Origin of the sequence: Microbacterium sp. che218, from assembly GCF_040436305.1 — a bacterium.
Classification (GTDB): domain Bacteria; phylum Actinomycetota; class Actinomycetes; order Actinomycetales; family Microbacteriaceae; genus Microbacterium; species Microbacterium algihabitans.
Genome location: NZ_AP031501.1, coordinates 1,211,989 through 1,235,181, shown reverse-complemented (window position 1 = coordinate 1,235,181; position 23,193 = coordinate 1,211,989). Strand labels below are relative to the sequence as shown.

Genomic DNA, 23,193 nt, shown 5'->3' with positions numbered 1-23,193 from the left:
CGCGTGCGCGACTGTCCCGAACGGCCGGGCCGCCGGCATCCGTCACCAGAACAGGAACGGCGCCGAGAACAGGACGATCCGCGCCGGAACCGCCTGTTCCGGCGACGTCTTCCTGTTCTCGTGACCGGCACCTCGCGGCGATCGCGGCCCTCGCACCGATCCCGACAGCGTCAGTCCCGGCAGCGCCAGTGCCACCGCCGCGGCGGAGCGTCAGGCCGGCAGTGTCGGAATCGACGCGAGCAGCTGCCGCGTGTACGCCGCCTGCGGCTGCAACAGCACCTTCTCGGTGGGCCCCTGCTCGACGATGCGACCGTCTTTCATCACGACGACCTGGTCGCACACGTTCTGCACCACGCCGATGTCGTGCGAGACGAGCACGAGGGTCAGCTGCTCCTCGGTGCGCAGACGCGCCAGCAGGCGCAGAATCTGCGCGCGCACCGTGACGTCGAGGGCCGAGAGCGGCTCGTCGCCGACGAGGATCCGCGGCCGATGCACGATCGCGCGCGCCAGGGCGATGCGCTGGCGCTGACCGCCCGAGAACTCGTGCGGGAAACGCGCGGCCATATCGGCCTCGAGGCCCACCTGCTCGAGCACCTCGCGCACGCGGGCACGGCGGTCGCCCTCGATCCCGAGCGCCCACAGCGGCTCGCCGACGATGCGCTCGACGTTCATGCGCGGGTCGAGCGAGGCGTACGGGTCTTGGAACACGATGCCGGTGGTGCGGCGCAGCCAGTGCAGCGAGCGCGCAGATCCGCGCGCATCCACGGGGCGTCCCTCGACCTCGATGGTGCCGGCGGTGGGCACGTCGAGTCCGAGCAGCAGGCGCACGAGCGTCGACTTGCCCGAGCCCGATTCGCCGATGATCCCGACGGCGGAGCCTTCCCGCACCGAGACGTCGACGTCGCTCAGCCCGACAGTGCGCTCGGGGCGGCCGAACCCCTTGCCGCGCGGCGCGGGGTAGGTGCGCGACACTCCCCGCGCTCGGATCAGCGTCTCGCTCACGGCGTGTCCTCCTCGTCCGGCCCGGTCTCGGGCGGCCGCCGGCCGGCATCCTGGGCGGCGGCCGGACCCGCCGGGGTCGCGTCGGGACGACGAGCGCCCGCATCCGGCGCGGAGCCCTGGTCCGCGGCATCCGGGGTCGATTCCGGATGCCGTTCGGCCGAGCCCCGCGCCGGCCGGGGCGTCGCGGCATCCGGGATCGCGGTGGGGGTGCCGGTCTCCGGATGCCACAGCGTCGCGGTCGCATCGCGCAGCAGGGCCTGCGTGACGGGCGACGACGGCGCGCGCAGCAGTGCCTCGACAGCGCCCTGTTCGACGACGCGGCCGTGCTCGAGCACGACGGCGTGCGTGGCCACCTGCGCGAGCACCGCGAGGTCGTGCGTGATGAACACCAGCGACATGCCCGCGTCGTGCACGAGGGAGCGCAGCAGAGAGAGGATCCCGGCCTGGATCGTGACGTCGAGGGCGGTGGTCGGCTCATCGGCGATGAGCAGGCGCGGGCGGCACGCGAGGGCCATCGCGATCGCGACGCGCTGACGCTGGCCGCCGGAGAGCTGATGCGGGTAGCGCGAGACGAGGCGTTCGGGGTCGGGGAGGGCCACGCGCTCGGCCTCGACGACCGCGCGGGCGAGGGCCTCGCGCTTCGACACCTTCTCGTGGATCCGCACCGACTCGCCGATCTGTCTGCCCACCGTGCGGATGGGGTTCAGCGCCGTGCGGGGCTCCTGGAAGACGATGCCGATGTCGTCGCCGCGCAGGCGCGCGAGCTCGCGGTCGGGGAGTCCGAGGATCTCGCGGTCGTTCCACCGCACGCTGCCGGAGGCCACGGCCCCGTCGGGCAGCAACCCGAGGATGGCGAGGGCGGTCAGCGACTTGCCCGAGCCTGACTCGCCGATGAGCCCCACGCGTGCGCCGTCGGGCACCGCGAACGAGATGCCGTCGACGACGGCCCGGCCGCCGATCTCGATGCGCAGGTCGGTCACCTCGAGGCTCATGCGACCACCCCCGGAACGTGCGTCCGTGCCGACGGCGCGCGCTCGGCGAGCGTCGGGTCGGCCGCCTCGCGCAGGGCGTCGCCCAGCAGGTTGAGTCCGAGCACGGTCAGGGTGATCGCCAGGCCCGGCCACACCACCGTCAGCGGGTGCACGGCGATGTAGGGCTGCAAGCTGTTCAGCAGCACGCCCCACGACGGCTGCGTGACGGGGGCGCCGAAACCGAGGTACGACAGTCCCGCCTCGGCGAGAACAGCCACGGCCATGCCCCACGACAGCTGCACGATGAACACGGGCGCGACGTTGGGAAGCAGATGGCGCGTGAGGTTCTGCCACGTCGAGAGCCCGCTCGCCCGCCCGGCGAGCACGAAGTCACTGTGCAGCACGCGGCGCAGCTCGGGCCTGGTGACGCGGGCGACGTTGACGCCGAACCCGATGCCCACCGACCAGATGACCACGAACAGCGACCCGCCCCACACGGCCGAGATCATCATCGCGATGATCAGCACCGGGAAGGCGATGAGGATGTCGACGAGCACTGAGACGCTCTCGCGCACCCACCGAGTCGTGAGCGCGCCGAGCGCGCCGAGGGCGATGCCGATGACGGATGCCACGACTCCCGCCCCGACCGCGACGACCACCGTCGTGCGGGCGCCGGCGAGCAGAAGGCTGGCGATGTCGCGGCCGCTGTCGTCGGTGCCCAGCACGTGGGGCCACGACGGATCGGTCCACCGCGCGCGGGCGTCGACGGCGGCGGGGTCGAACGGTGTCCACACGAGCGAGACTGCGGCAGCGAGCAGCACGAGCAGCACGATCACGAGCCCGAAGCGGCCGGTGCCCAGCCCCCAGAGGCGTTTCAGGGTGTTCACTCGGCCTCCCTCTGTCGAGGGTCGATCAGGCGGTGCGCGAGATCGACCACGAAGCCCACGACGAGCACGAAGCCGGTCACCGCGAGAAGCTCGCCCTGCACCTTGGGCAGGTCGCGCGAGGCGACGTCGGTGACGAGCATGCGGCCCACGCCCGGCAGCGTGAACAGCTGCTCGATGACCACGGCTCCCACGATGATCCCCGCGATCTGCAGCCCCAGCACCGTGATGACCGAGAGCCCCACGTTGGGCAGCCCGTGGCTGAGCAAAGCGCGCGTGCGGGTCAGGCCCTTCGCGGCGGCCGTGCGCACGTAGTCCTGGCCGATCGCCTGCAGTGTCGCGCTGCGCACGAACCGCAGCAGCATCGCCCCCTCGATCACACCGATGGTCAGCGCGGGCAGCACGAGGGCGCGGAACGCCGCGGCGGGGTCGTTCCACCCCGCGCGCGGGAAGCCCTGGGGCGGCAACCACCCGAGCCAGACGGCGAACACCACCACGAGCATGAGTCCCGCCCACACCACCGGCACCGCCGCCAACGCCTGCGCGGCGACGCTGAGGGCCGCACCCGCCGCGCGACGACGCCCGAGGGCGGAGAGCACGCCGAACGGGATGCCGATCAGCAGCGCGATCGTCAGCGACATGATCGACAGGGGCACGGTGACCCGTGCCTTGTCGATCAGCTCGGCGCTCACCGACGTCCCCGTGAGCAGAGAGGTGCCGAGGTCGCCGCGCAGCAGACCGCCGATCCAGTCGGCGTACTGCGTCCACAGGGGAGCGTCGAGTCCGAGGCTCGCGCGCAGGGCGGCGATCTGCTCGGGGGTGGCCTGGGTCCCGGCGATCACCTGCGCGACGTCGCCGGGGAGCACCCGCAGCGAGACGAAGATCAGCACGCTGGCCACGGCCAGGCCCAGAACGAGCAGGCCCAGCCGTGTCAGCGCGTAACGGATCACTCCGACGCGACCGTCACAGCCGACAGCGGCAGTCGCACGTTGAGGGAGTTCTTCGGGAAGTTCGCCACGTTCGTGCCGACCGCGGTGAGCGGCGTCGAGAGGAACAGCCAGTCGGCGGCGTCGTCGTCGCTCACGATGCGCGCGGCCTCGGCGAGCAGGTCGGAGGACTGCTGCTCGTCGGTGGTCGCCAGCGCCTGGGCGTAGAGGCCCTGCACCTCGGCGTTGTCGTAGCCGAAGTAGTACGAGGGGTTCGCCCAGTTGCCGAAGTCGCGGGCCTCGACGTGGCGCACGAAGCTGAGGTCGTAGTCCTTGTTCGTATAGACGTCCTGCAGCCAGGCCGTGAAGTCGACCTGCTTGACCTGCAGGGTGACACCCACGTCGGCGAACGACGACACGAGGAAGGTCGAGATCGAGCCGGGGTAGACGTTGGGGATCGTCAGCGTGAGGTTGAGGTTCTCGGCGCCGGCCTGCGCGAGCAGTTCGCGCGCGCGGTCGGGGTTGTACGAGATGCTGCCCGAGAGGTCTTCGTACCCGGGGTCGAGCGGCGGGATCGGGCCGGACAGGGTCTCGCCCGAGCCGAGCGTCTGGATCAGCGCGTCGTGGTCGATCGCCAGGCGCAGCGCCTCGCGCACGCGCTGGTCATTGAGCGGGGCCTTGGCGTTGTTGAACGCGAGCGTGCCCTTGTCGGTGGTGAGACCGGAATCGATCGTGAAGTTGTTCGTCCCGTCGATCTGTCCGCGCAGCTCGGGGTCGACCTCGAGCTGGACGTCGAGGTCGCCGGCGACGGCGGCGTTGACGGCGGCGTTGCGGTCGGGGATGTAGTCGAGCACGACCTCGGCCACGCCGGCCTTGTCGCCCCAGTAGCCGTCGTAGCGCGCGAGCGTCACGCTCTGGCCGACGTTGCGGGACTCCACGCGGAAGGGACCGGTGCCGTTGGCCGAGGTCTGGAAGTTGGTCGTGTCGCCGTTCTTGAAGATGAGCCCCGCGCGGCCGGTGAGGGCGAACAGGAAGTCGATGTTCGGCTGCGCGAGGGTGACGACGACGGTCGAGGCGTCGGGGGAGGAGATGGATGCCACGTTCGCCAGGTCGGCGCTGTTCTGGATCGTGGCGTCGTCCTTCGTCGTCTGCAGGGAGGTGACGACGTCGTCGGCGGTCAGCGCGCTGCCGTCGTGGAAGGTCACGCCCTCGCGCAGGGTGAAGGTGTAGGTGAGGCCGTCGGGCGAGATCGTCCACGCGGTCGACAGGGCGGGGACGATCGCGTTGTTCTCGTCGCCGTTGCGGGTGACCAGACCCTGGTAGACGTTGTCGATGAGCGCCTGCTCGAGCGCGGCGCCGCTGGTGTGGCGGATGTCGAGGTTGGTCGGCTCGAGGCTCAGACCCACCGTGAGGGTGGCGTTCGGGTCGGCTTCACCCGTCGGGGCGGGGGAGGTGTCGGTGCCGGTGCACGAGGTGAGCAGAAGAGCTCCGATGAGGAGCGCGCTCGTGGCGAGGGCGGTGCGGCGCAGCATTGCGGGGTGTCCTTTCGCAGGCCGAAGGCATCCGAGTGCTGTGGATGCCGTGCAGGGGTGGCAACAGCCTACTTTCACCCGCATTCCCTTGCCGTCGTCTGTGACGGTGCGCGACGGCGTGTGACGCGGGGCGCAGAGCCCACCGGCGCGGGCGCGGCCCGGCCGACCGGAGGGTCGCAGTCAGCGTGCCGCCTCGACCGCGGCGCGCAGGAGCTCCGCGAGGCCCGCCGGATCCTCCTCCTGGGCGTTGTGCCCGGTCGACAGGGTCGCGACGCTCGCCCCGGGCACGCGCCGGGCGAAGTCCTCGGCATCCGGTGCCGTGACGAACCCGCGCTCGCCGCGCACGAGGGTGACGGGCGCGCGCACGGCCTCGAGGTCGTCCCATCCCGTGCTCGCGAGCACCGCGCGCACGGCGTCGGGGGTCGAAGGATCCGCTCCGGCGTTCACCGCGGCGGCGGCGAGGTGCGCGAAGTGGTGCTTCCACTCCACCCGGCCGTCGGGGCGCACGCGCGAGTTGAGGAAGACGCCCCGCGCCGCCGCCTCGCGCGAGCCGCCGAGGCCGAACGACAGGGCGCGCTCGACGAGCTCGTCGCGCGAGGCCCAGTCGGTCGGGCCCGCGAAGAAGGCGCGGATCTGAGCGGGTCCCGCGCTCGGGTCGACGCCGGGGGTGATGTCGACGATCACGAGACGCGACACGAGATCGGGGCGCGCGGCGGCGACCGCGGCGGCCGTGAGACCGCCCAGCGAATGCCCGACCAGCACCTGCGGACCGCTCGTCCACGCCTCGAGGGCGGCGATCACGTCGGGGGCGAGCACGCGCGCCACGTACGCGGCGTCGTCGCGCCACGACGAGTCGCCGTGCCCCGGGAGGTCGAGGGCGAGCGCGGGGACGCCGAGGTGCAGCAGCGTCGTGTCCCACGTGTGGGCGTTGAGCCCCGCCCCGTGCAGCAGCGTGACCACGGGATCGGCGTCGCCCCACCGCAGGGCACTGAGCCGGCGGTCATCGGCGAGCGTCAGGTCGACGCGTTCGACGGCGGCGACCTCACGGCCGAGATCGGCGGCCTGGGCGGGAAGGAACGAGAACTCGTCGAGCTCGGGCATCCGTCCAGCCTGTCACCGTGCGGCCTCCGCCGCCACCGCCGTCGCGCGGCCGCACCGCCGCGGGGGACACCCCGGGTGAGCGGATGCCGTGGACTCGGCGAACGCCATACCCCGGCCCCGCGGGGTCGCCGTAGGCTGTGGCCATGGGCGAAGAACGGCGCGTGCACCTGTCGAAATCGGCTCCCGAGGCCTACGCGGCGCTGCGCTCGTTCTCATCGACCGTCGGGCGCCTCGCCGCTGAGGCGGGCATCGACGCGCGGATGCGCGAGATCGTGCAGATCCACGCCTCGCAGCTGAACGGCTGCGCCTACTGCGTGCGCGTGCACGTCGATGCCGCGGTCGCCGCCGGGCTCGACGCCGATGTGATCGCGCAGATCGCCACCTGGCGCGAGTCGGGCGTCTTCGACGAGCGCGAGCGCGCCGCGCTGGAGCTGACCGAGTCGTTCACCTTCATCCACGAAGACGGCATCCCCGACGAGGTGTACGACCAGGCGGGCGGCATCCTCAGCGAGCAGGAGTACGTCGCGCTCAGCTGGGTGCTGGTGGCCATCAACGCCTTCAACCGCGTCGCCATCGCCGGTCGGTACCCCGTGCCGCCGCGCCCCTCGGCCCCGGCCGCCCCGCACGTGCACGCGGACGGCACGGCGTGACCGGCTCGCTGGTCTCGGGGGCCTCGAACTTCCGCGACGTCGGAGGACTCCCCGCCGGTGACGGCACCACGCGCTCGGGGGTGCTCTTCCGCTCGGGCAACCTCGTGCAGGTCGACGACACCGGCATCGCGGATCTCCGGGCCCTCGGCATCCGCCGCATCATCGATCTGCGCGATGAAGCCGAGCTCGCGAACGATCCGAGCCGGTTGGACGACCTCCCCGTCGAGGTGCAGCACGAGCCGCTGTTCCTGGGGTCGGTCGCGTCGTTCTTCGAACGCGACGTCAGCCTCGAAGAGCTGTACTCCTCGATCGTCGACGACTCGGCCGACCGCGTGGTGGCGGTGGTGCGCGGCATCCTGACCGCCCAGCCCGTGCTCGTGCACTGCACCGTCGGCAAAGACCGCACGGGAGTCACGATCGGGGTGGCGCTCGCCGCGGCGGGCGTCGACCGCGAGGCCGTGATCGCCGACTACGCGCGCACCGAGCAGCTGCTGCCGGTCGCGCGCACCGAGCGGGTGCGCGCCGCGATCCGCGCCCTGCACCCCGACAACGTGCACGCCGACGAGTTGGCCACGCGTTCGCCCGCCCGCGCCATGCGGGCTCTGCTCGATCGCCTCGACCGCGAGTTCGGGTCACCGACGGGCTATCTCCGCGCCCACGGCATGACGGATGCCGAGCTCGAGCGGCTGCGCGAGGTGCTGGTGGCATGATCCACGCGTGGATCATCAGCCGAGACCAAGGTTAGGCAACCCTTCACTGCGGGTATAGTGGAGGTCATCATGGCCACCTCCACCGAGCACAACGACGCCGCCTGCCGCGCGTCGCGGCACACCCGTGTTCAGCACCTCGTGACCGCCGACGAGAACTCGCTCGCCGAACTCGAGGCCCTGCTCGCGACCCTGCCGATCTGCTCGACCGGCCGCGTGTTCATCGAGGTGCCCGACGAGTCGTGGATCGGCCGCGTGGCCGCCCCCGCCCGCATGACGCTGAGCTGGCTCGACCGCTCGCGTCGCGGCGGCGCCCCCGGCACCGGCCGCGGCTGCGCCCCGGGCGAGGCCCTCACCCGTGCGGTGTCGGGCTGGGCCGGAGAGATGCTCTGCTGCGACGACGACGCCACCCGCGTCGTGCTGCTCGGCGGCTACCTGGGCACGGCCGAGATCGTCGACGAACTCGTCGCGCGCCACGGCGTCGACCCGCAGGCGATCCACACGCCCGAGCGCTTCGGTCTCTCGACCGCCCGCTGACGGGTACCGGAGCCTTCGACACGCTCAGGGACCCGTGCGGCGCGCGAGGTGGCTGAGCCTGTCGAAGTCACCGGGGCCACCGCGGGTACCGGGCCCTTCGACAAGCTCAGGGACCTGTGGAGCGCGAGGTGGCTGAGCTTGTCGAAGTCACCGGGGCCACCGCGGGTACCGGGCCCTTCGACAAGCTCAGGGACCTGTGGAGCGCGAGGTGGCTGAGCTTGTCGAAGCCACCGGGGCCACCGCGGGTACCGGGCCCTTCGACAAGCTCAGGGACCTGTGCCGCGCGAGGTGGCTGAGCCTGTCGAAGCCACCGGGGCCACCGCGGGTACCGGGCCCTTCGACAAGCTCAGGGACCTGTGCACCGCGAGGTGGCTGAGCCTGTCGAAGCCACTGGGACAACCACGGGTACCGGGCCCTTCGACACGCTCAGGGACCTACGCAGCGCGAGGTGGCTGAGCCTGTCGAAGCCACCGGGTCCTTCGCGGGTACCGGGCCCTTCGACACGCTCAGGGACCTGTGCGTCGCGAGGTGGCTGAGCCTGTCGAAGCCACCGGGACAACCACGGGTACCGGGCCTTTCGACAAGCTCAGGGACCTGTGCGTCGCGAGGTGGCTGAGCCTGTCGAAGCCACCGGGACAACCACGGGTACCGGGCCTTTCGACAAGCTCAGGGACCTGTGCACCGCGAGGTGGCTGAGCCTGTCGAAGTCACCGGGCCACTGCGGGTCTCGGGCCCTTCGACAAGCTCAGGGACCTGTGCGGCGCGAGGTGGCTGAGCCTGTCGAAGTCACCGGGGCCACCGCGGGTACCGGGCCCTTCGACAAGCTCAGGGACCTACGCAGCGCGAGGTGGCTGAGCCTGTCGGAGCCACTGGGACAACCACGGGTACCGGGCCCTTCGACACGCTCAGGGACCTACGCAGCGCGAGGTGGCTGAGCCTGTCGGAGCCACTGGGACAACCACGGGTACCGGGCCCTTCGACACGCTCAGGGACCTACGCACCGCGAGGTGGCTGAGCCTGTCGAAGCCACCGGGACGACCGCGGGTCTCGGGCCCTTCGACACGCTCAGGGACCTACGCACCGCGAGGTGGCTGAGCCTGTCGAAGCCACCGGGGCCACCGCGGGTACCGGGCCCTTCGGCACGCTCAGGGACCTGTGCAGCGCGAGGTGGCTGAGCCTGTCGAAGTCACCGGGCCACTGCGGGTCTCGGGCCCTTCGACAAGCTCAGGGACCTGTGCGGCGCGAGGTGGCTGAGCCTGTCGAAGCTACCGGGCCACTGCGGGTCTCGGGCCCTTCGACAAGCTCAGGGACCTGTGCACCGCGAGGTGGCTGAGCCAGTCGAAGTCGCCGCGGCCGCTCAACTCCCGCGCGGCACGTAGTTGCCCTCGGCGAGTCCCGCCTCGATCTCGAAGCGGTTGCGCAGGGGATCGCGCCCGGCCAGCCCGTAGAGCAGCGGCATGAGGAAGCCGTATCGCTGCCACTGGCGCTTGTGCACGGCCTCGTGGCCCAGCACGGCGTCGCTCGGGCGGTCGTCGCCGGTGAGGAAGCATCCGCCCACGCACACGCCGCCGCGGGGGAACGTCCACGACGGCAGCCCGCGGAACACCCAGAGCCCGTGGCGCTTCTCGATGCGTCCGGTGCTCCAGATCGAGCCCCACACCCATCCGACCGTGCAGCCGTACCAGTAGCCCACCCGGCTGACGCGGGAGTCGAGCAACGCCGCCGGGATGAAGCGGTCGAACCGGCGACCGCGGGCCACAGCCGTGTCGGCGCGCTCGCGCCATCCGGCGGGTGGGCGGGGGATCGGGCTCACGCGAGGGCTCCGATCAGTCGCAGGATCGTGCCCAGGTCGTCGACGGCCACGGCGGGCGACGCGGGCGAGAACTCCGTCAGGGTGGCTCCCGCGAGCAGCGTCGTCTCTTTCAGGCGACGAATGGATGCCACGACGTCGGCGGTGCGGGCGCCGAAGGGAACGGCCTGCGCGACGCCGCCGATCTCGGCCGGGTCGAGAGCGTCGAGGTCGACGTGCACGTGCACGCGGCTCGCGCCGGTCGCGGCGACCGCGTCGGCGAGGAAGTCGGGGGAGGAGAGCTCCTCGGCGGAGACGACCGTGATGCCGTGCGCCGCGACGAAGGCCTCTTCTTCGGGATCCCACGCGCGCGTGGCCACCAGCACGAGGCGCGCGGGGTCGATCCCGGGTTCGAGGCGCAGCAGCGGCTCGCCCTCGCCCACGATGCCGCGCAGCACCATGCCCGTGAAGGCGCCGCTGGGGGAGGAGTCGGGGGTGTTGAGGTCGGGGTGCGCGTCGATCCAGACGACCGCGAGGTCGTCGCCGGCCACGGCGGAGACGGCCCCGAGGGCGACGCCGCAGTCACCGCCGACCACGATCGCCGTCTCGTCGGCCGAGCGGACGGCGTCTTCGATGCGCTGCCGCATACGCACCAGAGCGCTCATGCGATGGATCCGCGAGCCCTGTGCGTCGCCGGCCTCGGTCGGGGCCTCGAGCAGGGTGGTCGCGGCGCGAGGGAGGTCGCCCGCGATGGCTTCGGCCCCGTCGATCAGCTGCATCGCGCGGGACGACGACGAGCCCTGCCACTGCGGGGCGACGATGAATCGGGTCATGGGCGGCTTCCCTCGCACGTGTGACGAGAGTGCACCGCCCGGAGTCCGGGCGATGCACTCTCGCGTGTCTGTCAGACCTGGTCGGGACTCGGCGCGTCGATCGCGGCGCGCTGGGGGCCGCCGACCTTCAGCGCGGCCAGGCGCGCCTCGACCTCGGTGAGCTCGCCCACGTCTTCGAGCGCGTTGAACTGCGCGTCGATGCTCGAGGCGGCGAGCTCCTGCTTGCCGGCGGCAAGGGCCTCTTCGCGGCGGATCTTGTCTTCGAAACGGCCGAGCTCGCTCGTGGGGTCGAGCACGTCGATCGACTTGACGGCGTCGTGCACCTTGTTCTGGGCCTCGGCGACCTTGGCGCGGGCGAGCAGCTCGCTGCGCTTGCCCCGCAGCTGCTCGAGCTTGCCCTTCATGCCGTTGAGGCCGTCCTTGAGCTTGTCGACGACCTCGGTCTGCGAGGCGATGGTCGGCTCGGCCGCCTTGGCCTCGCTCTCGGCGGTGATCTGACGCTGGAGCGCGATCTTGGCGAGGTTGTCGAACTTGTCGGCCTCACTCGCGTTGCCGGACGCGCGCAGCTCGTCGCCCTTGCGGCTGGCGGCGAGGGCCTTGTTGCCCCATTCGGCGGCCGCCTGGACGTCCTCCTGGTGGTCGCGCTCGAGCAGACGCAGGTTGCCGATCGTCTCGGCGATGGCCGACTCGGCGTCGGCGATCGAGTTCGAGTAGTCGCGGACGAGCTGGTCGAGCATCTTCTGCGGGTCCTCGGCCTGGTCGAGGAGCGCGTTGATGTTCGCGCGGACGAGGGTCGAGATGCGACCGAAGATGGACTGCTTGGCCATGCGGTGTGTTCCTTTCAGAAGGCGACGACGTCGAGTCTGGTGGCGGTTGCTACGAATTCTCTGTGATCGGGCGATGCTCCGCGAGGGGGTGGATCAGCGGCGTCCTCCTCGTCCGCCCCCGGCGCGATTGCGACCCCCGCCGGAGAACCCGCCGCCCCCGCCGCTGCGGGAGCGACCGCCGCCGGAGAACCCTCCGCCGAAGCCGCCGCCGCTCGAGCGCCCCGAGCCGGAGAAGCCTCCGCCCAGTCCGCCGAGAACGCCGCCGAGGCCACCTCCGCCGAAGCCGCCGCGGCGGCCGCCGCCCAGCACCGAGTTGACGGCGATGCCGCCGAGGATGGCGCCCATCAGGTCGCCTCCGCCTCCGCCGCCGAGGCCCCCCGAGCCGCCGAAGGCGCCCACGTCGTTCTGAGCGAGCGATCCCGCTTCGCCCGCCAACTGCGCCGCGCGCTGCGCGGCGGCCAGTGCCGTGACGGGGTCGGTCTGTCGCATCTGCTCGGCCTGCACGAGCGCCGCGCCCGCCTCGGCCAGGCGCGTGCGCGCGGTCGGTCCGACGGCACCGCGGCGCGCGGCGATGAAGTCCTCGGTGGCGCGCACCTGGGCACGCGCCTGCGTCAGCGTGGCCTCGAGCTGCGACTCGGCGCGGCGACGACGTTCGGCCTCGTCGCGAGCGGCGTCGAGCACCGCGTCGATGGTGCCGTTCGCCTGCTGGAGGGCCTGCACGGCGCGGAGGGGATCGGTGCGGGTACCGCTCGCGGCGGCACGCGCGGCATCGAGTTGGGCCCGCGTGGAGGCGATGGCCTGGGCGATGCGACCGTCGGTGTCGGGGAGCGCCGCGGCGGCGGCGAGGTCGCCCTCGACCTCGGCCCGAAGGGAAGCCGCGGTCTGCTGGGCCGCGGCGAGGTCGGTGCCGAGCGTCGTGATCGCTCGTTCGAGGGTCTCGGCCTGAGCGATCGCCGCTTGGGCCGCCCGGATCGCCACCGCGGCCTCGCCGGTGCGCCCGGCGGCGAGGGCGGCATCGGCCGCGCCCTCCTGCTCGGTCGCCAGGGCGATCCGCGCCCGCGCCTGCGCCGGGTTGTCGGTGACGGGCGCGAGTGCCTCGTCGGTGAAGAGGGTCGCGAGCCGCGTGCTCTCGGCGTCGGCGGCACTCAGAGCATGCTCGGCGGCGGTGCGTCGCTCCCGGGCGGCGGCCAGGGCGGCGGGGGCGTCGGCCTCGAGGGCGCGCAGCTCGTCGAACGCCGCGGCCTTGGCGTCGAGAGCCTCGTCGGCCGAGGTGCACAGGCGCAGGATCTCGGCGTAGCCCGCGCGCTGCTGCTCGGGGGTCTCGGGGGTGCTGTCGTCGAGCTGCTGCTGGATCGAGAACGCCCGGTCGAGATCGGCTTTGGCCTGTGCGAGCACGTCGGTGAAGGGGGCGGCGGCCTCGTCGCCGAACTGGGCGCGCGCGAATCCGAGCTCCTGCTCGCTCGTCTTGACCGCGTCGTCGGTGGCGACCAGGGCCGACCCGGCGCGGCGGCGCAGCTCGTCGACGCTCTCGGCCGGGGCGGCGGTCGATCCGCCCTGCGCGGCGGCGCGTCGTCGTCGCACCGCGAAGAAGATGAGACCGCCCGCGATGGCGAGCAGCAGCACGCCCACCAGCACGACGGGAACGATGGCGGGGCCGTTCTGGGTCGCGGGGGTCGGCGGGGGAGCGGGCTTGTTGCCCCCGGCCTGCGCGTGGGCGGTGCGGATGCCGTCGGCCGCGGCGATCGCGGCACCGGCGTCGTCGCCGGCCTCGAGCGCCGGTTGCACGCGGTCCTGCTCGATCGAGGCGAGCTGGTCGGCGGAGAGCTCCCCGCCGTCGACGTCGCCGGAGAGGTAGTACTCGAAGGTGTCGCCCTGGATCGCGATCGCCAGGAGGTACTGGTGGGGGCCGAGGTTGTTGCGGTTGGCGGCCTCGTTCGCCCAGTCGGCCGCGCTGGTGGGATTGGTGAAGGAATCGACGTAGACGACCCACATGTCGAGACCCGTCTGGTCGGACAGGGCGAGCAGTTTCGCCTGCACCTCGGCCTCCTGGGCGTCGGTGAGCGCGTTGACGTCGTCGAGCACGAAGCTCGACCCCAGCGACGGCGGCGGCACGGCCGAGGCGCTCAGCGGCGCCGCGATCACGCCGATGAGCGCGAGCATCACGACGCAGATCGCACGAGCCAGCATCGGCTTTCGCATGCATCCCCCTTCGGCGGCCGGAGGTTCCACCCTACAAACGACCGCCGACACCGGGGAAGGAGCGGCGCGTCCGCTGTGAGCGCACGCGGGCGCCGCCTAGGCTCGAACGCTCGGAGGTACACCATGGACGACCGTTACGGCACCGACGTGCTCGCCCGCGGGTGGCGCGACGCCGGACGCATCACGCCCGCCGAGGTCGCGGCATCCGCCGATCTCGTCGTCGAGGTCGCCGGCAGTGACTTCGTCGGGGCGGTGACCCGCATCGACGGCATGAACGTCGAGCTCGAGGACCGCTTCGGCAAGCGCCGGCTGTTCCCGCTCGGCGGGGGCTTCCTCGTCGACGGCAAGCCCGTGGTGCTGAAGGCACCCGCGGCCGCGCCGAAGGGGCGCACGCGCACGGCCTCCGGCTCGTTCGCCGCGGCCGACCAGCGCGCGCGCACCGCCCGCGCGAGCCGCATCTTCGTCGAGGGCAAGCACGACGCCGAACTCGTCGAGAAGGTGTGGGGCGCCGACCTGCGCGCCGAGGGCGTGGTCGTGGAGTTCCTCGAGGGCGTCGACCTGCTCGAAGAGAAGCTCGACGCCGAGCCGCCCACCGCCGAGCGCCGGTACGGCGTGCTCGTCGACCACCTCGTGCCGAACTCCAAGGAGTCGCGCATCGCCGAGAAGATCGCCCGCGGCCGCCACGGCGCGCACGTGCGCATCGTCGGCCACCCCTTCGTCGACGTGTGGCAGTGCGTCACGCCCCGCGCCCTCGGCATCGCCGCGTGGCCCGAGGTGCCGCGCGGCATCGAGTGGAAGGTGGGCGTCTGCCGCGCCCTGGGCTGGCCCGCCGAGGAGCAGGCCGACACCGCCCGCGCGTGGCAGCACATCCTGTCGAAGGTCACCACATTCCGCGACCTCGAGCCGGCCCTGCTCGGCCGCGTCGAGGAACTCATCGACTTCGTGACCGTCCCGTGAGCGGCCGCAAGGTGCCCGTTCGGCACATTCCCGGCGACCGCCCCTCTAGCCTGGACGGCATGAACACCGCCGCCCCTGTCTTCCGCGACAAGCCGGTGTCGTTCGTGCGGCGCAGCGGCCGCATGTCGGAGGCGCAGGATCGCGCCTGGGCCGAGCTCTCGCCGTTCTACCTGCTGCCGGTGGAGCGCGCAGCCGCCGAGACCAGCGTCAAGCCGGGCACCGCCGTCGACCCCGCCGCGGTCTACGGCCGCACGGCCCGCCTGGTCGTCGAGATCGGCTCCGGCCAGGGCCATCAGATCGTCTCCGCCGCCGCTGCCCATCCGGACACGGACTTCCTCGCCGTCGAGGTGTTCACCGCGGGGCTGGCCCGCACCATGCTCGACGCCGACCGCGGGGGCGTGAAGAACCTCCGCCTGGTCGAGGCCAACGCGCCGGAGGCTCTCGAGCACCTGCTGCCCGCGGCGTCCGTCGACGAGCTGTGGGTGTTCTTCCCCGACCCGTGGCACAAGAACAAGCACACCAAGCGGCGCCTCGTCGCCCCCGATTTCGCGCGCATCGCCGCGCAGGCGATCCGCCCGGGCGGCACTTTGCGCCTCGCGACCGACTGGCAGGACTACGCCGACCAGATGCGCGACGTGCTCGACGACGCCCCCGGTTTCGAGCGGGCGTTCGACGGGGAGTGGGCCGAGCGGTTCGAGGGGCGCGTGCTCACCGCCTTCGAGCAGAAGGGTCTGCGCGTCGGCCGCGACATCCGCGACCTCACCTACACGCGGGTCTCGCCGTGACCGCGCACACCGCGGTGCCGGTCCGCGAGCGTTCGACGTGGACGCCCAAGCTGATCCCGGCGCTCGCGGTGTGCCTCGCCGCCCCCGCGCTCTTCGTCGTGCAGATCGTGTGGCTCGGGTGGATCCTGCTCGCCCTCGCCGTGGCATCCGCCGTGCTCGTCGATCGCCTGGGCGGCGTCGCCCTCGCCCGCGGTGAGGAGCCGAGCATCGCCCGCGATGTGTCGCTCATCGCGATCGGTCAGTTCATCGTCAGCCTGATCCCGCTGCACGCCGAGCTCGACAACGCTGCCTTCGTGCGCTTCACCCTCGCCCTCGGCGGGGCCGTCGTCGTGCCGTACGTGATCTCGCGCTTCGTCTACCGCGATTACGCGATCCGCTTCCCGTGGCGCGGGGGAGGCCGCTGGACCTGGTGGCAGTGGGCCTGGCTCGGCGGAGTGATCGTGCTCGGCTACTTGATCCTGCCGTTCTACTTCATCACCTCGGGCGTCTATCGCAACTGGCCCGAGGTGGTCACGGGCGACCTCATCGCCCGCCTGTTCGTCGGGGTCGGCGCGGTGGGCATCTGGGACGAGCTCTTCTTCATCTGCACGGTCTTCGTGCTGCTGCGCCGGCACTTCCCCGACCTGACGGCGAATCTGCTGCAGGCTGTCGTGTTCGTGTCGTTCCTGTGGGAGCTCGGCTACCAGGCGTGGGGCCCGCTGCTCACGATCCCGTTCGCGATCGTGCAGGGCTTCCTCTTCTTGAAGACCCGCTCGCTCTGGTACGTGGTGACCGTGCATCTGCTGTTCGACGCGGTCGTCTTCGGGGTCCTCGTGCACGCGCACAACCCGGATTCGGCATCCATCTTCCTGATCTGATCACGGATGCCGGCACCCGGCCGCTTCGTCCGGTCGAGGTCGCGTCGCCGTGACATGCATAAACGCGATCGGCGCGCATAAACGCGAGCACAGCGCGTTTATGCGCGTGGGAAGCGTTTATGCGTGGCCGGAGGGGCGGATGCCGCGGTGCCCGGGTCCTGCCCAGGTCGGCTCGCTACCCTGGGAGACGGACGCCGACCCGCGTCCCCGGACGACGGATCAGTACCCGGACTGCGACAAGACTGGCCAAGGAGCACCGTCATGTCGTGGATCGTCCTCATCCTGTCCGGAATCCTCGAGGCCGTCTGGGCGACCGCCCTGGGGCGCTCGGAGGGCCTCACCAAGCTCTGGCCGAGCGTGATCTTCGGCGTCGCCCTCGTGGCATCCATGGGCGGTCTCGCCTTCGCGATGCGCGAGATCCCGACCGGCACCGCGTACGCGGTCTGGGTGGGCATCGGCGCAGCTCTCACCGTCGTGGTGGCGATGATCGGCGGCACGGAGGCGGTCTCGGTGGTGAAGGTGCTGCTGGTGCTCGGTCTGGTGGGGTGCGTGATCGGTCTGAAGCTCGTGGGCGACACCCACTGATCAGGGCATTTCGCGGAAAGTCAACCGGAGGGAACGTTCGGTTTCATCCGGTACGATCCGACCCAATTGCACTTGTCCGGGCCAGACACCGTCGTCACTCGCCCATGTCTTCCCCTGTGAAAGGTTCCGAGTGAGCGCACCGCCGAGCGAGCTTGCCCCCGCGACACGCCCGTCACCCGTCATCGGGCGACAGCGCCGCCTCGATCGAGTGCGCGATTCGCGCCTCGGTCGTGCCCTCGTCCAGTACGGACGCGACGTCATGCGCAAGCCCGAGGGCGTCGTCCCGATCGAGCGCGGTGCCTTCACCAAGGTGCTGATCCTCTGGGCCATCGCCCGCGTCGTCAACTTCGGCATGCTGTGGGGCTTCTACTCGATCGCCAAGGCCGCACGCTGGGGCTTCGGGCCCGACAGCGAGCGCCTCGGCACCTTCTGGGACTACCTCACCGGGTGGGACGCCGACCGCTACGGCCAGATCGCCGCCCAGGGCTACCCGATGTCGCTGCCCATGAATGTCTCGGGCGACATCCTCCCGAACAACTGGGCGTTCCTCCCCGTCTGGCCGACCATGATCCGCGTGATCTCCGGCGCCACCGGTCTCGGGTGGCAGCCGGTGTCGGTGATGATGAGCCTGGGCGCGAGCCTCGGCGCCACGTGGCTGCTGTTCGTGCTGATGCGCACGGTCACCAAGCCGCAGGCCGCCTGGTGGGCTCTGGTGTTCTTCTCCTTCGCCCCGATGTCGTTCCTCTTCGTCATCGGGTACAGCGAGGGCCTGTTCATGCTGCTGATGTTCGCGGGCATGCTGCTCGCCATCAAGCGGCGCTACCTGTGGATCCTGCCGATCGGGCTCATCACCGCGTACACGCGGCCGGGCGTGCTCGCCCTGGGTCTCGCGCTGGGCATCGTCTTCCTCGTGCGGTTCTTCCGTCGCAAGGTCGATCCGTTCCCGGTGCGCGAGTGGGCCTCGCTCATGGCGTCGGGTCTCGTGATCGCCGTGGCGGGTCTGTCGTGGAACCACATCGCGCAGTACGTCACAGGCACCCACAACGCCTACATCCGCACCGAGCTCGGCTGGTGGCTCGACTACGTCGGTAACGACGAGTTCACGCCGTTCACGCCGTGGTTCCGCCAGGCGGGAACGCACCTCGGCTTCGTGGGCATCGTGCTCGTGATCGCCCTGCTCGTCGCGTTCGCGGCGCTCATGTGGTCGCGGCCGGTGCGCAAGCTCGGCCTGATGGTCGTCACCTACGGCTTCAGCTACGCCGTCTACATCTTCGCGGTGTTCCTCCCGCAGCAGAGCACGTTCCGTCTGCTCATGCCGATGGCGCCGCTGCTGGGAGACGAGCGGTGGTCGTCGACGCCGCGCCGCCGCACGGCGATCCTGGTCGGATGCCTCGTGCTGCAGGCCGTGGCGATCCTGCTGCTGTGGACCCGCGGCAACCCGTGATCCTCATCTGAGCGGACGAAAAAGGGCGATGCCGAAAGGCACCGCCCTTTTTCGCGTCGAGGATCGATCAGTCGGGGCGCCCGCCCGGGTCCACCGCGTCGATCATGTCCTGCTCGACGGCGTTGTCGGCGTCCATCTCGGCCGATCCCACGGCGTCGGCGTCGTCGGTGGCGAAAGCGCCGGGTTCGGAGTCATCGGTCGCTCCGCCGTCGCGGCCCGCCGAGGCCGCGGCAGCCGGTGACGACGTCTCCGCGCTCGGTGCCGGATCCGGCTCGGCCGGGGAGGGGACGGTCGGTTCCGACGGCGTCGGGGCGAGCGGCTCCGACGGGTTCGGCGGCGTGGGCTCGGACGGGGTCTGGGGGAAGGACGGAGTGCTCATGCCCCGACTCTCGGCGCTGCGAGACGATGGCGCGAGCCCCTTTCGCTTCGGACGGCCGCGGTGTAACCGCCGACCAGTAGGCTTTCCCGGGAACCAGATCGGGGGAACGACGTGTCCACGGCACACGATGTGAGCAGGCGTGAGGCGATCGCGCAGTACCGCCTCGTCGGCGAACCCTCCGAACCCGACCTGCAGGGTCTCGTCGAGCTCGCCGCGACCGTGTGCGGAGTGCCGACGGCGGTCATCAACATCATCGACGACCGCATGCAGCACCAGGTCGCGGCCGTCGGCATCCAGGCCGCGTCGTGCGCGCGGGAAGACTCGATGTGCGCGGCGGTCATCAGCACCCCCGGTCGCGTTGTCGTCCCCGATGCCCGACTCGATGCCCGCTTCGCCCAGAACGCCTTCGTCACCGGCGAGATCGCGTTCACGCGCTTCTACGCCTCGAGCCCGCTCATCACGCCGGCCGGGGTGGCCATCGGCACGCTGTGCGTCTTCGATACCGAGGTCGGAGAGCTGTCGGATGCCAGTAGTCGGGCCCTCGATCTGCTCGCCCACCAGGTGATCGACGTCCTCGAACTGCGGCGGGTGCAGCGCGATCTCATCGAGTCGAACGAGCAACTCGAGCACTTCGCGGTGCAGGTCAGTCACGATCTGCGCAACCCCCTGACGGCTCTGGCCGGCTTCCTCGAGCTCGCCGCCGACAGCCCCGAGATGGTCGACGCCCCGCGCGCGGCGCAGTCGCTCGCGCGCGCGGAGGCCGCCGCCGGGCGCATGACGTCGATGGTGACCGACCTCCTCGACTTCGCGCGGATGGGCGGGGCGCGACCGCACATCACCCAGGTCGACGTCGCCGAGACGGTCGACGCCGTGCTCGAAGACCTCGACGGCGCCGTCGTGAGCGCCGGGGCCGAGGTGACGGTCGACACGTCGACGCAGGTCCGCGCCGACGACACCCTGCTGCGCGTGCTGCTGCAGAACCTCATCGCCAATGCCGTGAAGTTCACCGTCGCCGCAGACCGGGTCCCGCGCATCGTGATCAGCGTCGAGACCCTTCCCGACGGCTGGCGCGTGAACGTCGACGACAACGGCGACGCGGTCTCCGAAGACCAGCGCGAGCGGGTGTTCGAACCGATGCAGCGCGGTCACGGCGCCGAGGTGCAGGGCATCGGCATCGGTCTGGCCACGTGCCGGCGCATCGTCGAGGCGCACCACGGGTCGATCGGCCTCGACGAGTCTCCCGCCGGCGGCACGCGCGCCTGGTTCGTGCTGCCCGCGGCCGCCTGAGCCCGATATCCCGCGACGCGCCGGGGCGCAACCTCCGTGCCACGAGAGCGGACGGGGCCGTAGCGTAGGCCGTGCCGGGCGCGAGCCCGCCCCCGTCGACGAGGAGGAGCGACCCATGGCCCGCAACGTGCGCCTGCTGCGCTGCACACCCGACGACGTGTTCCGCGTCTTAGCGAACGGTTGGTTGTACCCGCTGTGGGTGGTCGGGACCTCCCGCATGCGCGACGTCTCGGAGCAGTGGCCCGCCGAGGGGGCGACCCTGCACCACTCGTTCGGGTCGTGGCCACTCGTGGTGAACGACACGACCGTGATGCGCGAGTGGGACCCACCGCGCCGCGCGGTCCTCGAGCCGCACGGCGGACCGATCGGGGTCGCGCGCGTCGCGATCGACGTGAAGGCGCGGGGCGATGCGTGCGTCGTCCGCATCCAGGAGGAGCCGGTGACCGGCCCGACGACGCTTCTGCCCGACACCGTGTTCGATGCGATCACGCGCTACCGCAACGCCGAGACGCTGCACCGGCTCGCCTATCTCGCCGAGGGCGGCGCACCCGGAACGACGGGTGGCGCTGCGGCGGCGGGCTTCGAATCCACGGCCGAGAGGGAGTCGATCCAGCGATGAGCGAGAGCTACGACGCCGTCGTCGTCGGGTCGGGCCCCAACGGGTTGGCTGCGGCGGTCACCCTGGCCCGGGCGGGCCTGTCGGTCGCTGTGTACGAGCGGGCCGAGACCTTCGGGGGAGCGGCGTCGACGGCCGAGCTCACCCTCCCCGGATTCCGCCACGACGTCGGGTCGGCCGTGCACCCGCTGGCCCTGGAGTCGTGGTTCTTCCGCGAGTTCGGCCTCGAGCGCCGCGTGCCGCTGATCGTTCCGGAGGTGTCGTACGCGCACCCGCTCGACGGCGGGCGCGCGGGCCTCGCCTACCGCGACCTGGCCCGGGCGGCCGAGGGGCTGGGCGTCGACGGCCCCGCCTACGAACGCCTCATGCGCCCTCTGGTCGAGCACCTCCGCGGGGTCGCCGACTTCACCGGCAACGCGCTGCTGCGCATTCCGGGCGACCCGCTCGCGGCCGTGTTCTTCGGCCTGCGCGCTCTCGAGCAGGGCGGCCCGTGGTGGAACGCGAGGTTCCGCGACGACGTCGTGCCCAGCATGATCACCGGCGTCTCGGCACACACGATCCTGCACCAGCCGAGTCTTGCGGCGGGTGGGGCCGGCCTGGTGCTCGCGACGTACGGGCACGGACGAGGCTGGCCGATCCCCGTGGGCGGCAGTCAGTCGATCGCGGATGCCATGATCGCCGACATCCGCGCGCATGGCGGAATGCTGCACGCCGGTGTCGAGGTCACCTCGCTCGACGAACTCCCGCCCTCGCGTGCGGTGCTGCTCGACACCACTCCGCGTGCACTGGTGAAGATGGCGGGGGAGCGGATGCCGGAGCTGTACCGCCGTCAGTTGGAGCGCTTCCGCTACGGCGGCGGGGTGGCCAAGGTCGACTTCGCCCTCTCGGATCCGGTGCCGTGGGCCCAGCCCGACGTCGCCCGCGCGGGGACGATCCACATCGGCGGCACGCGCGCCGAGATCGCGGCGGCCGAGAACGCCGTCGCCCGCGGCGATCTGCCCGACGCGCCCTACGTGCTGGCCGCTCAGCCCACGCTGTTCGACCCCACCCGGGCGCCGGAGGGCAAGCACGTGCTCTGGGCCTACACGCACGTGCCGTCGGGAAGCCCGGCCGATCGGCAAGAGGCGGTCGTCCGCCAGATCGAGCGCTTCGCCCCCGGTTTCCGCGACACGGTGCTGGCGTGTTCGTCGCGCACCGCGACCGACATCCAGGCGTGGAACCCCAACTTCCCCGGCGGTGACATCTCGGCCGGCGCTCCGAACCTGACGCAGTTGCTCGGGCGTCCGATCTACAGCCCCGACCCGTGGCGCACCCCGATGAAGGGCGTCTACCTGTGCTCGTCGTCGACCAGCCCCGGCCCGGGCGTCCACGGTCTGGCCGGATGGCACGCGGCGTTGAGCGCCCTGCGCCACGAGTTCGGCACGCGCCTGCGTCCCGACCTCGCTCCGCGCGACGACCAGCTGCACGCGGCGACCTCCTCGGCGTCGTAGCCGTGCCCGAGGGCGACAGCGTCTTCCGGCTGCGCCGACGTCTCGACGCGGCCACCCGGGGAGCGCGCATCGCCGACGGCGAGCTCCGTTCGGGCAACGCCGCGGGCTGGAGCCTGGCGGGTCTCGGCATCCGGAACCACGACACCCACGGGAAGCACCTGCTGACGCGGTTCGACGACGGGTCGACGCTGCACACCCACCTGCGGATGCAGGGGAGCTGGACCATCACTCGCGCGGGCCGGACACTGCCGACCGCGGTGCGCGAGAAGGCGCGCGTGCGGTTCCGCCTCGACGACGGGCGCGAGGTGTGGGGCCTCGATCTCCCCGTGGTCGACCTGGTGCCCACGGGCCGCGAGGTCGACGTCGTCGGCTTCCTCGGGCCGGATCCACTGCGCGACGACTGGGACGCCGCCGAAGCCGTGCGGCGCCTGTCGGTGCATCCGTCGCGGCCCTTCGTCGCGGCGCTGCTCGACCAGTCGCTGATCGCCGGCCTCGGCAACCTGTGGGTGAACGAGCTTGCCTTCCTCCGCGGCATCCACCCCTTCGCACCCATCGGGGCGACCGACCTCGACGCCCTCGTGGAGCTGGCGGCGCGGTGCCTGCGCGTCTCGGCGACGGTTCCCGGGATGTATCAGGTGACCACGGGGAACGCGCGCAAGGGCTCCTCCCACTGGGTGGTTGGACGAGCCGGGCGGCCCTGCCTGCGCTGCGGCACGCGCGTGCGTGTGCGCGATGAGGTGGTAGACGATCCCGAGCAGCGTCGCACGTGGTGGTGTCCGCGGTGCCAGTCGGTGCCCGAGGGGGCCGATGTCGGAGGTCGCGGGTAGAACGGAAC

General features: G+C 71.8%; 22 protein-coding genes, 1 pseudogene and 1 riboswitch. Of the genes and pseudogenes, 12 read left to right on the top strand and 11 right to left on the bottom strand.

Going from position 1 to position 23,193, the window contains the following annotated elements; translation table 11 throughout:
- Positions 1-210: 210 nt before the first annotated feature.
- The 6 genes and pseudogenes from ABXS86_RS05875 to ABXS86_RS05850 form a co-directional block, all read right to left on the bottom strand.
- Positions 211-1,002 (bottom strand): ABC transporter ATP-binding protein, encoded by a 792-nt coding sequence (locus ABXS86_RS05875; RefSeq protein ID WP_307209844.1) that lies wholly within the window; start codon positions 1,000-1,002, stop codon positions 211-213.
- Positions 1,003-1,217: 215 nt separating this feature from the next.
- A pseudogene (locus ABXS86_RS05870) lies at positions 1,218-1,994 on the bottom strand (ATP-binding cassette domain-containing protein); the annotation flags it as partial.
- Positions 1,991-2,860, bottom strand: coding sequence for an ABC transporter permease (locus ABXS86_RS05865; protein WP_144828696.1), 870 nt, complete (start codon positions 2,858-2,860; stop codon positions 1,991-1,993). The pseudogene ABXS86_RS05870 and the gene ABXS86_RS05865, both read right to left, overlap by 4 nt.
- Entirely contained in the window at positions 2,857-3,807 is a 951-nt protein-coding gene (locus ABXS86_RS05860; RefSeq protein WP_353665916.1) for an ABC transporter permease, read from the bottom strand. Before ABXS86_RS05860 ends, ABXS86_RS05865 begins: the two co-directional genes overlap by 4 nt.
- On the bottom strand, positions 3,804-5,315 hold the full coding sequence (locus ABXS86_RS05855) for an ABC transporter substrate-binding protein (RefSeq protein ID WP_353665915.1): 1,512 nt from the start codon (positions 5,313-5,315) through the stop codon (positions 3,804-3,806). Before ABXS86_RS05855 ends, ABXS86_RS05860 begins: the two co-directional genes overlap by 4 nt.
- 180 nt (positions 5,316-5,495) lie before the next feature.
- A complete protein-coding gene (locus ABXS86_RS05850) occupies positions 5,496-6,416 on the bottom strand; it encodes an alpha/beta fold hydrolase (protein ID WP_353665914.1) in 921 nt (306 codons plus the stop codon).
- Positions 6,417-6,559: 143 nt separating this feature from the next.
- Here ABXS86_RS05850 and ABXS86_RS05845 point away from each other — a divergent pair, with 143 nt between their 5' ends.
- The 3 genes from ABXS86_RS05845 to ABXS86_RS05835 all read left to right on the top strand — a co-directional run bounded on the left by ABXS86_RS05845 (position 6,560) and on the right by ABXS86_RS05835 (position 8,310).
- The gene (locus ABXS86_RS05845; protein WP_307209853.1) at positions 6,560-7,066 is read left to right on the top strand and encodes a carboxymuconolactone decarboxylase family protein; all 507 of its coding nucleotides are present in this window, start codon (positions 6,560-6,562) and stop codon (positions 7,064-7,066) included.
- Complete coding sequence (locus ABXS86_RS05840) at positions 7,063-7,776, top strand: tyrosine-protein phosphatase (protein WP_353665913.1); 714 nt, start codon at positions 7,063-7,065, stop codon at positions 7,774-7,776. Before ABXS86_RS05845 ends, ABXS86_RS05840 begins: the two co-directional genes overlap by 4 nt.
- Positions 7,777-7,845: 69 nt before the next feature.
- Positions 7,846-8,310, top strand: coding sequence for an SIP domain-containing protein (locus tag ABXS86_RS05835; RefSeq protein ID WP_353665912.1), 465 nt, complete (start codon positions 7,846-7,848; stop codon positions 8,308-8,310).
- Positions 8,311-9,667: 1,357 nt separating this feature from the next.
- On the opposite strand, the gene ABXS86_RS05830 is transcribed toward ABXS86_RS05835, so the two are convergent.
- The 4 genes from ABXS86_RS05830 to ABXS86_RS05815 all read right to left on the bottom strand — a co-directional run bounded on the left by ABXS86_RS05830 (position 9,668) and on the right by ABXS86_RS05815 (position 13,958).
- Complete coding sequence (locus ABXS86_RS05830; protein ID WP_353665911.1) at positions 9,668-10,123, bottom strand: Fe-S oxidoreductase; 456 nt, start codon at positions 10,121-10,123, stop codon at positions 9,668-9,670.
- Entirely contained in the window at positions 10,120-10,932 is an 813-nt protein-coding gene (locus ABXS86_RS05825) for an arginase family protein (protein ID WP_353665910.1), read from the bottom strand. Before ABXS86_RS05825 ends, ABXS86_RS05830 begins: the two co-directional genes overlap by 4 nt.
- Positions 10,933-11,003: 71 nt before the next feature.
- Positions 11,004-11,759, bottom strand: a complete 756-nt coding sequence (locus ABXS86_RS05820) for a PspA/IM30 family protein (RefSeq protein WP_144828671.1) — start codon at positions 11,757-11,759, stop codon at positions 11,004-11,006.
- A gap of 93 nt (positions 11,760-11,852) precedes the next feature.
- On the bottom strand, positions 11,853-13,958 hold the full coding sequence (locus tag ABXS86_RS05815; RefSeq protein WP_353665909.1) for a TPM domain-containing protein: 2,106 nt from the start codon (positions 13,956-13,958) through the stop codon (positions 11,853-11,855).
- Between the two features lie 123 nt (positions 13,959-14,081).
- Here ABXS86_RS05815 and ABXS86_RS05810 point away from each other — a divergent pair, with 123 nt between their 5' ends.
- The 5 genes from ABXS86_RS05810 (at position 14,082) to ABXS86_RS05790 (ending at position 18,586) form a co-directional block, all read left to right on the top strand.
- Positions 14,082-14,915 carry a DUF3097 domain-containing protein gene (locus ABXS86_RS05810; protein WP_144828668.1) on the top strand — a complete coding sequence of 278 codons (834 nt, stop codon included), beginning with the start codon at positions 14,082-14,084 and terminating at the stop codon, positions 14,913-14,915.
- Between the two features lie 59 nt (positions 14,916-14,974).
- A complete protein-coding gene (trmB, locus tag ABXS86_RS05805; RefSeq protein WP_353665908.1) occupies positions 14,975-15,700 on the top strand; it encodes a tRNA (guanosine(46)-N7)-methyltransferase TrmB in 726 nt (241 codons plus the stop codon).
- Entirely contained in the window at positions 15,697-16,557 is an 861-nt protein-coding gene (locus ABXS86_RS05800) for a CPBP family intramembrane glutamic endopeptidase (RefSeq protein ID WP_307209869.1), read from the top strand. Before trmB ends, ABXS86_RS05800 begins: the two co-directional genes overlap by 4 nt.
- 186 nt (positions 16,558-16,743) lie before the next feature.
- Positions 16,744-16,808: riboswitch (guanidine-III (ykkC-III) riboswitch) on the top strand.
- A 10-nt stretch (positions 16,809-16,818) separates the two neighbouring features.
- Positions 16,819-17,142 (top strand): DMT family transporter, encoded by a 324-nt coding sequence (locus tag ABXS86_RS05795; protein ID WP_353665907.1) that lies wholly within the window; start codon positions 16,819-16,821, stop codon positions 17,140-17,142.
- 208 nt (positions 17,143-17,350) lie between these two features.
- Positions 17,351-18,586: a hypothetical protein gene (locus tag ABXS86_RS05790; protein ID WP_307209872.1), complete on the top strand. Its 1,236-nt coding sequence runs from the start codon at positions 17,351-17,353 to the stop codon at positions 18,584-18,586.
- A gap of 67 nt (positions 18,587-18,653) precedes the next feature.
- Here the strand turns inward: ABXS86_RS05790 and ABXS86_RS05785 are convergent, their stop codons facing one another.
- Positions 18,654-18,965: a hypothetical protein gene (locus ABXS86_RS05785; protein WP_353665906.1), complete on the bottom strand. Its 312-nt coding sequence runs from the start codon at positions 18,963-18,965 to the stop codon at positions 18,654-18,656.
- Between the two features lie 129 nt (positions 18,966-19,094).
- On the opposite strand from ABXS86_RS05785, the gene ABXS86_RS05780 reads away from it, so the two are divergent.
- The 4 genes from ABXS86_RS05780 (at position 19,095) to ABXS86_RS05765 (ending at position 23,185) form a co-directional block, all read left to right on the top strand.
- The gene (locus tag ABXS86_RS05780; protein WP_307209876.1) at positions 19,095-20,252 is read left to right on the top strand and encodes a sensor histidine kinase; all 1,158 of its coding nucleotides are present in this window, start codon (positions 19,095-19,097) and stop codon (positions 20,250-20,252) included.
- Positions 20,253-20,367: 115 nt separating this feature from the next.
- A complete protein-coding gene (locus tag ABXS86_RS05775) occupies positions 20,368-20,871 on the top strand; it encodes an SRPBCC family protein (RefSeq protein ID WP_353665905.1) in 504 nt (167 codons plus the stop codon).
- Complete coding sequence (locus ABXS86_RS05770) at positions 20,868-22,358, top strand: phytoene desaturase family protein (RefSeq protein ID WP_353665904.1); 1,491 nt, start codon at positions 20,868-20,870, stop codon at positions 22,356-22,358. The genes ABXS86_RS05775 and ABXS86_RS05770 overlap by 4 nt, the downstream gene beginning before the upstream one ends.
- A 2-nt stretch (positions 22,359-22,360) precedes the next feature.
- Positions 22,361-23,185: a DNA-formamidopyrimidine glycosylase family protein gene (locus tag ABXS86_RS05765; RefSeq protein WP_353665903.1), complete on the top strand. Its 825-nt coding sequence runs from the start codon at positions 22,361-22,363 to the stop codon at positions 23,183-23,185.
- Positions 23,186-23,193 lie beyond the last annotated feature (8 nt).